This is a genomic window from Candidatus Izimaplasma bacterium HR1 (assembly GCA_000755705.1).
Classification (GTDB): Bacteria; Bacillota_I; Bacilli_A; order Izemoplasmatales; family Izemoplasmataceae; genus Xianfuyuplasma.
Genome location: CP009415.1, coordinates 834,080 through 848,051, shown reverse-complemented (window position 1 = coordinate 848,051; position 13,972 = coordinate 834,080). Strand labels below are relative to the sequence as shown.

Genomic DNA, 13,972 nt, shown 5'->3' with positions numbered 1-13,972 from the left:
TTTTTCATTTATTCCACGTAGTCATCATAGAATCCTTTTTCAATTCGAGATTGTTCAAGGAATAGATTAATTAATTCAAAGATTTCTAAATCATCGTTACCTATAAATAATCTTAAATCAATATAATTGTCTCCTTTTATATAGGTTAAACTATCAGAACCATTATTTACAACCAAAGTGTCATATGCAATATCTATAGAACCATCAAAGTCTTTATAAAACCAATTGTAATTATATTTGTTAACTGATTCAAAAGTAAATCCTATTTCATTAAGTCCTAAAAGCATATACTGAATCGGATCATAATATTCAGCATTTGGAAGTTCTACAATAGTATTATTGTGTCCATTGAAGGAATATTCAACTTCAATTACTTCTTCCCCGTCTTCTATACTAGTTACTTTTATGTAATCAATATAGTTCCTAGAGTTAACTCTAACTTTCATTTCATATTCAATAAATGTAGATGTGAAGACATAAAAGTTATCCTCGATTGAATAATCTGTTAGATTTCTTGTGTGTCCTTGAATAAGTCTATATGCATTTTTATCAGGACTAACATTTAAAGCATAGATTGAGTTTATAGTTGGGTATTTAATGAACTCTCCATTAATCATCTCATAAGCTAAATAGGATACATTATGATAATCATTTGTATATGAATATACATTCTCATATGAGTTAAAATTCTTCAATCCATCGATTTTTATGTTCGATTTTCTTTTTAGATCTTCATCGTAATCAATTATCGTACACTCAATCGAAGTTATTGTTAGTTCATTTTCTAGTGCTATCTCAATACTAGTATCTTCAATATTGTATGCAAGCCCGTACTCATCTATATCATTAATACAAGATGCTAATGAAAATGTTGAAATTGCTGTAATTGTTATAAGTAAAAATTTTCTCATAATTATCCCCTTATTTATATTATATTACCTTTTATATCCTTCTCTAGCAAATCCCTTGCAGATTCCAAAGTATTAACTCTGTCTCTACTCAATTCTAGTTTCTTTAGTCTACCATAATATGTATCAGGCTCCATAAGCATTCTTTTAGAGTTCTCAGTTTGCTTTGTTAATTCATTCCGCTGATATAAGCAAAAAGAAACCAATGATTCAAGACCTTGTTTCTTATCTTTTTGTATTTCTTGAATAATTTTACTAATCCTATTATTGTATTCATTATCTCTTTTACCTAATATGAAGTGATAAACAGAAAACGCTATAGAAGCAAATAAAGCTAAAACTCCATAAATATTAAGTGAGGAAGGGATATTAATAAAGAAAATAGCAAATACTGTAATTATGCAAAATACAGAAAGAAAATAATTGTAACTCTTAATTTTTGTACTTAATATCATAGTAATTGCTTTACTCATAGAAAAACCCCCTCTTTTCATATGAATATTATATCATATTCTAAGTAGTTATTTAAATCGCTATTAAGTAAAAAAAAAACACTCATTGAGTGTTTTTTTATTCATCTTCTGTTAATACTTTTTTTAATCCTTCAGTAATCAAATTACCATGATCTAATGATTCATCATATTTGAATAGTAAATTAGGTACTTTACGCATTTTAACAGTTTGTGCTAATCTTGAACGGACGAATCTACTTGAACGTTCTAATGCTTTACCTGCTGCTGCACGTTTGTTGTCTGCACCTAATATTGTGTAGTAAATAGTTAAATAACTATAATCATTTGTTAATCTTACTTCTGTGATTGTCATAAAACCAATCGCATCATCTTTAACGTCACGACGATAAATATTAGTTAGAGCTCTTAAGATACTTGTTTGTAAGTGATCTATTCTACTCAAGTTCTTTTAATTTCCTTTTCAATTGAAGCTTCGATGATATCTCCTTCTTTGATATCATTGAATCTTTCAATCATAATACCACATTCAAATCCTTCTCTAACTTCTTTAACATCGTCTTTGAAACGTTTTAATGTTGCCATTTTTCCTTCAAATGCTACTACACCATCACGTAAAACACGTACTAGTGAATTTCTTTCGATAGTACCATCTGTAACATAACATCCACCGATAGTACCAACTTTAGAAATTTTAAATGTTTGACGAACTGTTGCTTGTCCTGTTACTACTTCTTCAAATACTGGGTCTAACATACCAGTTAATGCTGCTTCTATTTCTTCAAGTGCTTTATAGATAATGTTATATAATCTAATATCTACACCTTTTTCTTTTGCAGTTTCCCTTACTTTAGATGTTGGACGAACATTGAATCCCAAAACAATTGCGTTAGAAGCAAGTGCTAAAGTAACATCTGTTTCTGTGATTGTTCCTACACTTGAACGGATAATATCAATTTTAGTTCCTTCAACATCAATTTTTTCTAATGATGCTTTTAAAGCTTCTATCGAACCATGAGTGTCACCTTTTACGATGATTCTTAATTCTTTTAGAGTTCCTTCAGTAACTTGTGCAAATAAATCCTCTAGCGAAACAGCTTTACCAACACCGCGTTCTTCACGCCATACTCTGTGAGCTCTTTCTTCACTGATTATTCGAGCTTTTCTTTCATCGTCAAATACCATGAATGAATCTCCAGCTTGTGGTACATCGTTTAATCCAGTTACTTCAACAGCTTTTGATGGTAATGCATTTTGTAATCTTATGTTAGTATCATCAACCATTGCTCTTACTCTACCAAATGTTGTTCCAGCTACTAATACATCACCAATTTTTAAAGTACCGTTAGCTACTAATAAAGTAGCAATTGGTCCTCTTCCTTTATCTAGTTTCGATTCAATAACATTTCCACTAGCTAAACGGTTTGGATTAGCTTTATATTCATTGATTTCAGCAGTTAACTGAATCATTTCTAGTAAGTTGTCTACACCTTCACCAGTTAATGCACTTAAATTACAGAAGATAGTTTCTCCACCCCAAGCTTCAGGTAGTAATTCTAATTCTGATAATTCTTGCATAACACGGTCGGGATTTGCACCAACTTTATCAATTTTGTTTACAGCAACAATAATTGGTACACCTGCTGCTTTAGCATGATCAATTGCTTCTTTAGTTTGAGGCATAACCCCATCATCAGCAGCAACTACTAAGATTGTAATATCGGTAACTTGTGCCCCTCTAGCGCGCATTTCTGTAAATGCAGCATGTCCAGGAGTATCAATGAATGTGATTAAACTACCGTTTTTACGAACTTGATAAGCTCCGATATGTTGAGTAATTCCTCCAGCTTCACCTTCTGTTACACGACTATTTCTAATAGTATCTAATAATGTAGTTTTCCCATGATCTACGTGTCCCATTATTGTAACTACAGGAGGACGTTCGATTAGGTCTTCTTCATTGTCGACTATTTCCATGTCTTCAAATCTTGATAAATCAGTTACTTGAGCATCTTGTAATTCATATCCAAAATCTAGGGCAACTAATTCTATAGTTTCACGATCAACACTTTGCGTTTGTGAAGCCATAATTCCAATCATCATAAGTTTCTTAATAACTTGTGAAGCTGATTGGTTTAATCCTTCTGCTACATCTCCTACAGTCATATTAGGAGTGTAGTATAAGATACCTTCACTTTTTTCTTGAGTTTTAACAGGCACATTGGAAATACGTGTGTCTATTTGTTTTTTTGATTTTTTAGCCATAAAAAATCACCTCTTTCTTAGGAATTTAAGTATTCTCTAAACTTCTTGTTAAATCCCTTATCATTAACTAAAACTAATCTTCTATTTTCTTTACCCATTGCTTTTGATATTTCTTCAGCAGTAAACTGAGTAATTAAAGTAAAATCATATATCTTAGTTTTGTCATTTATTTTCTTCTTGATATTATCACCTGAATCTGAAGCTAGAAACACTACTGTATTAGGCGTTCTTGCAAGTTCTTTTAGAACGAATTCTTGACCTAGTACAACTTTTCTTGCGCGATAAGCCAAACCTAATAAGTTAAGTATCTTTTTATTCAACAGTCTTTAACAACTCTTCATAAATAGTTTCAGGGATAGTTGTTTCAAGGTGTCTATCAAGTTTTCTTGTTTTAATTGCTTTTTTTATTACATTTAAATCTTTCTTTAGGTAAGCACCACGTCCATTTAACTTTCCAGTTAAATCAACATTAACATTACCTTCTTTATCTTTAACAACACGAATCAATTCTTGTTTGGGAAATCGTTCATTTGTTATTATGCATTTACGCATTGGTACTTTTTTTGGGTTCATTAGTCTTTTTCGATTCTTCGGTATCTTATTCCTTGTTCTTTAGCTACTGAAACTGACATAATTTCGATTTTCCAACCAATTGCTTGTGATGCTAATTTAGCATTTTGTCCTTTAACCCCAATTGCGCTTGTTAAATCTTTATCATTTACAATACATAAAGCTTCGTGTTTCTTTTTATTTGGATTAACCGCTACTACTTTAGCTGGCGCTAAAGCATTAAGTACTAAGTTAGTAGGATTTGTATCAAATTCGAAGACATCAATTTTTTCACCTTGTAAGGCTTCTAATACTTCTTTAATACGAGTTCCCTTATACCCAACAACTGCTCCAATTGGATCTACATTTTCATCATGTGATAAAACAGAGATTTTACAGCGATCTCCAGGATCTCTACTGATACCCATAATTTCTACTGTACCATCTTGAATCTCTGGACATACTTGTTCTATCAAACGTTTTACTAAGTTTCTATCTGTACGAGAAACAAATACTTTAGGTCCTTTTGTAGTCATATCTACTTTAGTTATATAAACTCTTAAACGAGAACCTTCATATATCTCATCACTTTTTAATAACTCTTTACGAGGTAGCGATGTTTCCATATTATGTCCTAAGTCTAAAGTTACAAAATCACGGTTAAACGATACAATCTCAGTTGTGATCATTTCATTTTCACGTTCTTTAAAATCATCATAAGCTTTTTCACGTTCTAATTGTTTTAACCCTTGAGTTAAGATTTGCTTAGCACTAGATACAGCGATACGTCCAAATTCCTTTGGTGATTCTTTGATAATAATTGTATCACCAATTTTAATCGTTTTACGACGTTTTCTAGCTACTTCTAAAGCAACTTCTCCGGGATTTTCTACAGTTTCTACTACAACATACTCTGCAAACAGAATAATTTCATTTTTAACTGTATTAAACTCGATTCTTGCATTATCACTAATCGCATGATCTTTTTTATAGGCGTTTAAGATTCCACGTCCCATAACGTCTAAGATTTTTTCTTTGGAAATTCCTTTATCTTCAGCTAATAATTCTAAAGCTCTAAAAAAGTCCTTACTGATCATTTGTTTATCCTCCTAGAATTTGATTGCTAATCTAATAAGATTAACATCAATTTCGTTTATTTTACTTGTTCTTTTATTGGAATGTTTTAGTTCTAAGAAACCTTCTTTATAACTTAGCAGATCACCGGATACTTTTTGTTCCATTGTTTCAATGTAAACATATTTTCCAACAGCACGCTTTATTTGTTTTTCTGTTTTAAGTTCGCGTTCTGCTCCAGCGCTTGTTACTTCAAGATTATAAGGTTCAGTAAATGGATCATCTTGATCTAAATGTGCACTAATCTTTTTACTTGCTTTAATGCAATCATCAATATTAATCACTGTTTCATTTTCAATCATAACTCGTAAAATATATTCATTATGTTCTTGAACATATTCAATATCATAGACGTCATAATTCAGTTCATTTACTAGCTTAGTTATTACATTTTTTAATTTTTCCATACTACCACTCCTTTATATCAAACAAAAGAGCGGGTTTTGACCCACTCTCTAACTCATATGCATTAGTATTTTATCATATTATATTTGTAAAATCAAGCACTAAACTTAACCTTATCTTATATGGACTTCATACTTAAAATGATGTTCCTCTAGAAGTTTTAAGATTCTTTAATCACGATTGATTCCAGCACCCATACTAAAGCGAAATATGCCGTTTCTAGATCCTCCTTGTATATAATGTATGATTCGGTGTTCTACACATTCTTAACAAGGACTGAAATTGTCATATAATGATTACCTCAAATCGAGTAATCGTCAAATACAACGAACACTGATTCATCCTTCAAAGTGGTTTTGTTGATGAACTTAAAACTTATTTCTACTAAAAAAACAAGCAGATACTATTTTTCTCATTGCTTTTTTTTGGAATACACAATGATATTTATTACTATAAAAAATGCAAACAGTATTATTCCAATTATTAAGTTTCCTAAATCATTCTCTACAACAAAATCCAATCCTTTAAGTATATAGTTTCTATAAACTTCCGCTAACAAAACAAATCCAATCATTCCAGATAAAAATGAGGATATAGCATAAAATATTATTTTCAACAAAAATATCAACGCTCCTTTTTTAGTTAGTAATGTAATGCATTATTATACTTCCAGCTACACCTACATTTAAACTTTCAGTTTCTGCCATTTCGATAGTAAAATTAGCAGTTGTGTGGCTTAAGACCATTTCACTAACACCACTACCTTCATTACCTAATATAATTGCTATTTTACCCTCTTTATTAATATTACTTATTGGTTGACCATAAAGTTTAGTACCATAGAATTTGTAATCTTTATTTCGCTTAATAAATTCAAGGGTGTTTTCATGAATTATATTCAATTTAAAGATAGCTCCTTGTGTACTTCTTAGAACTTTATCATTATAAATATCAACGGTGTTGTCTAATACTATTGTTTTAAATCCAAATGCCAAAGCACTTCTCATTAGAGTACCCAGATTACCGGGGTCTTGGATTTGCTCTAAGATAAGAATTTTGTCGCTTAATTCTTCATTTGCTATTTTAGTACAAACAGCTAAAACTGGTTGCGGGGTTTTGGTTTGTGCAAGTTTTTCTAATACTTGATCAGAAACATAAATAACCTTGTCCCCTTTTATTGCTTCATCTGTTGTGAAAATGGTAATTATATTACCTACTTTACTCGCTTCTTCAAACAAGTGATATCCTTCTACTAAAAACTGATTAGAAATATCACGGTATTTTTTTTGATGAAGTTTTGCGGTATCTTTAATTATTTTGTTGTTTATACTAGTTATTTTCATACTAACACCTCTATATTATTATACACTAAATAAATAAAAAACGGAGTAATAATTACTCCGTTTCACCTGTCCAACCTTGAATACCATCTGTTAAGTTATAGACTTCTGTGAATCCTTCTTCAAAGAAGATATTAGAAGCATCAACACTTCTATTTCCACTGTTACACATGATTACTACTGGTTTATCTTTGTCTAAATCATAAACATCTAAAATAGAGTAATCATCTTCGAGGATATAGAAATCGATATACGTAGAGAAACCACGAATATGTTCCTCAAAGTATTCATCTTTAGTTCTTACATCAATAAATTGATAATCATCTTTATTATCTAACATCACTTGCAGCTCTTCATTACTGATATTTGTGAAGTTTTGTTCCTTGCAAGCTGATAGGGTAAATATACTGGCTAATAACATAATTATAAGTACTACTTTCTTCATTTAATATCACCTCTATAAGTATTATATCAAATAATAGTTCGTTTACATACAAATTGTTCTATTTTGTTAATTTAAGGAATAAATCGATATCCTCTTTAATAACTTCTAAAGAAGTTTTCCAAAATTCTTTTTTAGTTACATCAATACCCGCCATTAAAGCAACATCTTCAACATCCATGTTGACAGTAGCTTTTAATAACTCATCATATTTTTCAGTGAATTCAGGTCCTTCTTGTTGATATACTCCATATAATCCTTTAGCAAATAAAAGACCAAAAGCGTAAGGGAAGTTATAGAAAGATAATCCTGTTGAATAGTAATGAGGTTTCCATAACCACATGTATGGGTGTAAGTAATCAGGATCTAAACCATCACCATATGTTTGTTTTTGTGCATCTAACATTAATTCTTTTAGTTTATTTTCATCTAAGAAGTTTGTTTTCTGTTCATCAAAAACATTTGATTCAAAGATATATCTGCTCATGATATCTACGATTACTGCAGTAGTACCTTGTAAATCAGATTCTAAGATTGATAATTTTTCATCACCTTTTGCATCTTTTAAAGCTGCTTTTTTAACGATTGTTTCGCAGAAAGTTGAAGCAGTTTCTGCTAAAGGCATTGTATAACTACCTAGTGGGTTTTCGGTAAAGATATTATCACCATGATATGCATGTCCTAGTTCGTGAGCTAATGTAATTACATCACCAAACCCACCTGTAAAGTTTGATAGGATTCTTGATTCATTGATTGGTCTTAAGTTAGCACAAAATGCGCCACCACGTTTACCTTTATAAGGTTTATAATCTATCCAATTACCGGTAAATGCACGTTCAGCAACACTTCTTAAGTGTTCACTAAATGTAGAGAAATTCTTTAAGATATAATCTTGTGCTTCAGGAATTGTAAATTCTTTACTTGATTCTCCTATTGGAGCATAAAGATCATACCAAGGTAAACCATTTTTATGACCTAGATATTCTCCTTTACGTTTTAAGTATTTTCTGAATTCAGGTAAGTAATCTTTCATAGCGCTAATCATTGCGTTTAAAGTTTCTTCTTTCATTCTTGAATTAATCAATGTTCTTTCAAGGGCTCCAGAATAACCTCTTTTTTCACTTAAAGTATTTACTTGTCCTTTGATCCCGTTCATTGCAAAAGCAACAGCCTTGTCAATTTTCTTATATGCTGCTAATTCTGCCTCGTAAGCAGCTTTTCTTACTTTGGGGTCCGATGTTTCCTGTTTGTTGATTATCTCTGGTAAAGTTAAAATTTCACCATTAAATTCAACTTCAAGTGTCGAAGTTAAAACACCTTGCATTTTAGACCATAGGCTACCACTTGATTGTCCTAATTTGGAAAGTAAAGTTTCCATTTCTTTATCAAGATTAAATTTATTAGATTTTACAGTATTCTTTAGATTATAAGCGTGTTCTTTTAAGAAATCGCTTGAATCTAATACATTATCTAATTCAGGTACACTTGATATATAATCACTCCACATTGTGTATACTTCTGTAAGTTCAGTTTGTTTTCTCATTAGTCCCATCATGTATTTACTACTTACTGGGTCTGTTGTATTTGTTGCTTGTGATAAAGAGATAAATGAAGCTAATCTTCTTACTAACATTGATAATTCTACTTGATTTAATAAGAAGTTAGTGATTACTAATTGATAATCATCACTTTTAAAACGTTCTTTAAAGGCATTTGTTTTATCTACTGCTTGATCAAACTTTTTTAAATCGTTTTGAAATTCATCTGATTCATAAGATGGATAAAGTTTCGTTAAATCCCAATTTTCCATTTATTTTTCTCCTTCTTTTATTATTTCATCTATTACTTCACTAACGGTGAAACCTAAACTAGGTAAATGAGGAGTTTTTCCTACTTCAACGTTAATAAATCTTGTGTTTTCGATAGTTCTTTCAACAAGTTCAGTGAAATCAAAATGTCTTTCATACTGTTCACATTTATCCAAACGAGGAGATGTTGTTGGTTTTTTTGGTACATAAACTGTACAACAATCTTCAAAAGGCATAATTGAAATATTGAAACAATCGATTTTTTTACTAATGTCAATTATATCTAATTTATCATATGTCGATAATGGTCTAATAATAGGTATTTTAACAACATCATTTATTACAACCATACTCTGTAATGTTTGCGAAGCAACTTGGCCAATGCTGTCACCACAAAGTAATACTTTACATTGGTATTTCTTTCCAACACCCTCAGCAATACGGTACATCATTCTTCTCATGATAGTAATATTGTAGCTTTCAGGGATATTGTCTAATAATGCTTCATGTATTTCTTTAAATGGTACCATATGCAATCTTATTTTATTACGAGGGGCATATTTAGCCATTTTCTCTGTTAAATCCACAACTTTTTGAGCTGACTCAATACTAGTTAACGGTGTTGATTCGAAATGGATACAATCAATTTCAACACCTTGTTTCATAGCTAAGAAACCAGCAACTGGAGAATCGATTCCTCCACTTAACATAAGCATTCCTCTACCGGCAACACCGACAGGAAATCCACCCATACCTTTTATTTTCTTACAATATACAAAAGCGGCATCCGGTCTAATTTCAACATGTAGTGTTAATTCTGGATTATGGACATCTACTTTTAACATATCAGTATTTTTCAATACATATCCTGCTACTTGTTGAGTAATCTCAGGACTTTTTATCGGATAATTCTTATCACTTCGTTTTGATTCTACTTTAAATGTAACTACTTTATCTTTTAATTCGCCCTTTACCACTTCAATAGATTTAGCTAATATACTATCCATATCTCGCTCTGTTTTAGAAACTAGACTGTAGCTTCTTAACCCTGAGACTAAGTTTAAACCGTTTATTACTTCTTCGTGATTCTCTCCGTTTAAAAGAATGTATAAACGATCATGGTTCTTCTCGTATTTTACATTAGGATTATTAACTTTTTGAACTATTAAATCATTTACTCTTTTGATAAATACTTTTTTGTTTTTTCCTTTAAGGGTTAAATCCCCATATCTTACTAAAATTCTTTCATACATATAACTCACTCCTAATCAAAAATATAATAACATAATTGTTTGCATTTAACTATGATTTTGTATAATATTTTAGTAGGTGATATTATGTTTATTCAAGTCAAAAAAAGTAATGATAAAACGAAAAACTATCTGATAATGTTAGATAGTTTAGAGCACTTTCTTTATGAGAAGGATACTGAAGTTACAGCCCTTAGTAATCTAAGTGCATTTTTAAACTATTTCCTGGATGATATCAACTGGGTTGGGTTCTATTTATACAACAATGATAAACTTGTACTAGGTCCTTTTCAAGGCTTACCTGCTTGTACTGAAATCAAGTTAGGAAATGGTGTTTGTGGAAACAGTGCAAAAGAGAGAATTACATATATTGTAAATGATGTAAATACATTCCCCGGACACATCGCATGCGACTCTAACAGTAGTAGTGAAATCGTTATACCTATTGTTGTAAATAATCAGTTGTACGGGGTATTAGATATTGATTCACCTATAAAAAACAGATTTGATCAAATTGATAAGGAATATCTAGAGAAAGTAATCGACAAATTAGTTGACATCGTTCTCTAAAGTATATATAATATACATTGCGCAAGTGTAATAATGGCAGCTAAATAATGACTTTCATTAACTGCTGAATGTAGCTTATAAGTGTTGTAAGTAATCTTTGCTGACAAGGTGAAAACATTAATACATTCTGATTAATAAATCATTGTTACTCTCGTAAAAAAAATAATAGGAGGAACACACAATGGCAAGATACACAGGACCAAGTTGGAAAAAAGCTCGTCGTTTAAAATACTCAATCAGTGAAACTGGTAAAGAGTTAGGTAAAAGACCTTATCCACCTGGACAACATGGACAAAGACGTACTAAGATTTCTGAGTACGGATTACAATTACAAGAAAAACAAAAAGTAAGATTTACTTACGGTGTAAATGAAAAACAATTCAAGAAAACTTTTAACGAAGCTAAAAAAATGCAAGGTAGACAAGGGGAAAACTTCTTATTCTTATTAGAATCAAGATTAGATAACTTAGTTTACAGAGTTGGTTTAGCTAAAACTAGACGTCAAGCACGTCAATTAGTAAATCATGGACATATTTATGTTGATGGACGTCGTACTGACATCCCATCTTACAGAGTAATTCCTGGACAAGTTGTCGCAGTTAGCGATAAAGCTCAAAAATTCCAAATTGTTAAAGATAGTTTAGAATCAAAAGTTATGCGTCCAGAATTTGTAAGTTTCGATGATAACAAATTTGAAGCTACATACATCAGATTACCTGAAAGACAAGAAATCTTATCAGAGATTAAAGAAAACTTAATCGTAGAATTCTACAACAGATAATTAAAAAGCATCCGATGGATGCTTTTTTTATTTCTTCATATGAGTTTATTATCTTTCAATTTTAGTATTACAAAGTGAATAGAGAAGTAAAAAACAAAAGGTGAGATTATATTCTCACCTTTTGTTTTTTGTTAACATTGCAATCAACTGAGAAATATACATTAATAATACAATTCCTGATATTACTGTAGTATACCTAAGCATAAACTCTCCTTCATAAACTGGTCTATAATAATTCATTAAGCTCATCATTGAGTTCAAAAGAACGTAATTATGCATAAACAGAACACCTACCACCATTAGACAGATAGTAACTTTCATTACAGCGCTTGTATACTTAGTTACTATAACAAATACTGCATATAGAATTAATGATAATCCTAAATACTTTATAAGAACTTCAATGATTTGAGTGTATCTATAAAAGAGTAAATACTGTGTTTGGAGATACCCAACAAAAACAGTATCAACTACTGATAAAATTAATAAACTATAAATTCCTCCAATGAGGAATTTGTGTAGAGGTATTTTCTTTATTATCTCTTTCATATTGAAAAAGAAATATGAGAATAAAGCCACTTTAATAATACTGACAATAACCTTATTTAATTCAAGACTAACGATTGTTACTAATCTAAATCCATAACGATGAGGAAAACTCAAACCATCATAGGAAATCAAAAATGTAATAGTTAAAGCAAATACAAAATATATTATTGGATAAACCTTTTTCATTATCTTATCCCCCTTTACTTTGATACTCTAATTGTAAATCTACAATTATTAAAAATCTAGTATTAATTATTTTGTATTATTTTTTAGTTTACATTAATTGTTCTTTGAACAGTTGAGATATTACCACTATCATCTGTGGCGGTGTATGTTATTAGATATACCCCAATAGTATTTAAATCAGGTGTTATATCTTGAGTTACTATAATTGTTTGTAAATCTGATGTTGTTACGTGAGGATCTGTCCATGAATCACCAACAGTTAAATTAATAACGGCATCTCCGTTCAAAGTGATAACTGGGTCTGTTGTATCTACAACGTTTACTGTTCGTTGTACTGTTGCAGTGTTATCACTAGCATCAGTTGCTGTATAAGTTATAAGATAAATCCCAACTAAATTAGAATCTGGTGTTATGTCTTCAGTCACGATAACTGTTTGTAAGTCTGAAGTAGTAGTTCCTGGTTCTGTCCAAGTTGAACCTAACTCGATATCAATGATTGCATCACCAACAAGATTAATTACTGGTGCTGTTGTATCTACAACATTTACTATTCTATTGACTGTTGCAACATTTCCACTTGGATCTGTTGCTGAATATATGACAATATATTCTCCTACAGTATTTAAGTCAGGAGAAATGTTTTGGTCAATAGTTACATTCTCTTGTACATCAGTTGCATTAACACTTGGATCTACCCAAATTCCAGCTATTTCTATGTTAATAACTGCATCCCCAACAAGTTCTATATAAGGAGCTGTTGTATCAACTACTTCAATAGTTATTTCAACAGATTTGCTGTTTTCTAATCCATCTGTTCCTGATATAGTATAAGTTAATTCACTATCTAATTGGTCAGTAGGAACCAACTCCGGTAAAGTCACTGTGCAGGTCTCTGATATAGACGACATACAAGTAACTACTGGTAATAAATAAGGCATTCCTAGTTCCGTTGTAGTTAAGTAAGTTCCAATCTCTAGAGTAATATATGTGCTTCTATCGATTGCTGTTATTGTTACTGTTTCAGTTGCAATATTTCCTGCTTTGTCAGTCGCTGTAAAAGTTACAGTGTGTGTCCCATGAACTGTTAAGTCTGGATAATTAGGAGTACGCACTAAACAAGTTTCGTCTTCGTCATCAGTACATGTTGCACTAATGATTGGTGTTGTCCCTCCTAAATAGAACTCTTCTTCATAAGGGTTAATAGTTATAACTGGCGCTTCTTTATCAATTCTTGTGTATTGCGATGTACACGATGATAGTAATAATATAAGAACTATTACTATACTTACTATTGTTTTTTTCATAATGATTACTC

Annotated in this window: 15 protein-coding genes and 1 pseudogene; 2 read left to right on the top strand and 14 right to left on the bottom strand. The window is 30.9% G+C overall.

Annotated elements, in window-relative coordinates:
- Positions 1-8: 8 nt before the first annotated feature.
- From KQ51_RS04245 to thiI, 12 genes and pseudogenes are all read right to left on the bottom strand, one after another.
- The gene (locus KQ51_RS04245) at positions 9-911 is read right to left on the bottom strand and encodes a hypothetical protein (protein ID WP_038469303.1); all 903 of its coding nucleotides are present in this window, start codon (positions 909-911) and stop codon (positions 9-11) included.
- 14 nt (positions 912-925) lie between these two features.
- Positions 926-1,381, bottom strand: a complete 456-nt coding sequence (locus KQ51_RS04240) for a hypothetical protein (RefSeq protein ID WP_038469300.1) — start codon at positions 1,379-1,381, stop codon at positions 926-928.
- Between the two features lie 97 nt (positions 1,382-1,478).
- Complete coding sequence (gene rbfA, locus KQ51_RS04235) at positions 1,479-1,823, bottom strand: 30S ribosome-binding factor RbfA (RefSeq protein WP_038469297.1); 345 nt, start codon at positions 1,821-1,823, stop codon at positions 1,479-1,481.
- A pseudogene (infB, locus tag KQ51_RS04230) lies at positions 1,820-3,637 on the bottom strand (translation initiation factor IF-2); the annotation flags it as partial. The gene rbfA and the pseudogene infB, both read right to left, overlap by 4 nt.
- 23 nt (positions 3,638-3,660) lie before the next feature.
- Entirely contained in the window at positions 3,661-3,963 is a 303-nt protein-coding gene (locus tag KQ51_RS04225; protein ID WP_052609177.1) for a L7Ae/L30e/S12e/Gadd45 family ribosomal protein, read from the bottom strand.
- Positions 3,956-4,216 (bottom strand): RNase P modulator RnpM, encoded by a 261-nt coding sequence (gene rnpM / locus KQ51_RS04220; RefSeq protein ID WP_038469292.1) that lies wholly within the window; start codon positions 4,214-4,216, stop codon positions 3,956-3,958. The genes KQ51_RS04225 and rnpM overlap by 8 nt, the downstream gene beginning before the upstream one ends.
- Entirely contained in the window at positions 4,216-5,289 is a 1,074-nt protein-coding gene (gene nusA / locus KQ51_RS04215) for a transcription termination factor NusA (RefSeq protein ID WP_052609175.1), read from the bottom strand. The genes rnpM and nusA overlap by 1 nt, the downstream gene beginning before the upstream one ends.
- 12 nt (positions 5,290-5,301) lie before the next feature.
- Entirely contained in the window at positions 5,302-5,733 is a 432-nt protein-coding gene (rimP, locus tag KQ51_RS04210; RefSeq protein WP_038469289.1) for a ribosome maturation factor RimP, read from the bottom strand.
- 636 nt (positions 5,734-6,369) lie between these two features.
- Entirely contained in the window at positions 6,370-7,074 is a 705-nt protein-coding gene (locus KQ51_RS04200) for a TrmH family RNA methyltransferase (protein WP_038469282.1), read from the bottom strand.
- A 52-nt stretch (positions 7,075-7,126) separates the two neighbouring features.
- On the bottom strand, positions 7,127-7,516 hold the full coding sequence (locus KQ51_RS04195; protein ID WP_052609173.1) for a rhodanese-like domain-containing protein: 390 nt from the start codon (positions 7,514-7,516) through the stop codon (positions 7,127-7,129).
- Between the two features lie 58 nt (positions 7,517-7,574).
- A complete protein-coding gene (locus tag KQ51_RS04190; RefSeq protein ID WP_038469279.1) occupies positions 7,575-9,323 on the bottom strand; it encodes a M3 family oligoendopeptidase in 1,749 nt (582 codons plus the stop codon).
- Positions 9,324-10,574: a tRNA uracil 4-sulfurtransferase ThiI gene (gene thiI / locus KQ51_RS04185; protein WP_071162084.1), complete on the bottom strand. Its 1,251-nt coding sequence runs from the start codon at positions 10,572-10,574 to the stop codon at positions 9,324-9,326.
- Between the two features lie 84 nt (positions 10,575-10,658).
- On the opposite strand from thiI, the gene KQ51_RS04180 reads away from it, so the two are divergent.
- Entirely contained in the window at positions 10,659-11,141 is a 483-nt protein-coding gene (locus tag KQ51_RS04180) for a GAF domain-containing protein (protein WP_038469276.1), read from the top strand.
- Positions 11,142-11,322: 181 nt separating this feature from the next.
- On the top strand, positions 11,323-11,922 hold the full coding sequence (gene rpsD, locus KQ51_RS04175; protein ID WP_038469273.1) for a 30S ribosomal protein S4: 600 nt from the start codon (positions 11,323-11,325) through the stop codon (positions 11,920-11,922).
- Between the two features lie 114 nt (positions 11,923-12,036).
- Here rpsD and KQ51_RS04170 read toward each other — a convergent pair whose 3' ends face one another.
- Positions 12,037-12,657 carry a hypothetical protein gene (locus KQ51_RS04170; RefSeq protein WP_038469270.1) on the bottom strand — a complete coding sequence of 207 codons (621 nt, stop codon included), beginning with the start codon at positions 12,655-12,657 and terminating at the stop codon, positions 12,037-12,039.
- 83 nt (positions 12,658-12,740) lie between these two features.
- A complete protein-coding gene (locus tag KQ51_RS09400) occupies positions 12,741-13,961 on the bottom strand; it encodes an immunoglobulin-like domain-containing protein (protein WP_052609171.1) in 1,221 nt (406 codons plus the stop codon).
- Positions 13,962-13,972 lie beyond the last annotated feature (11 nt).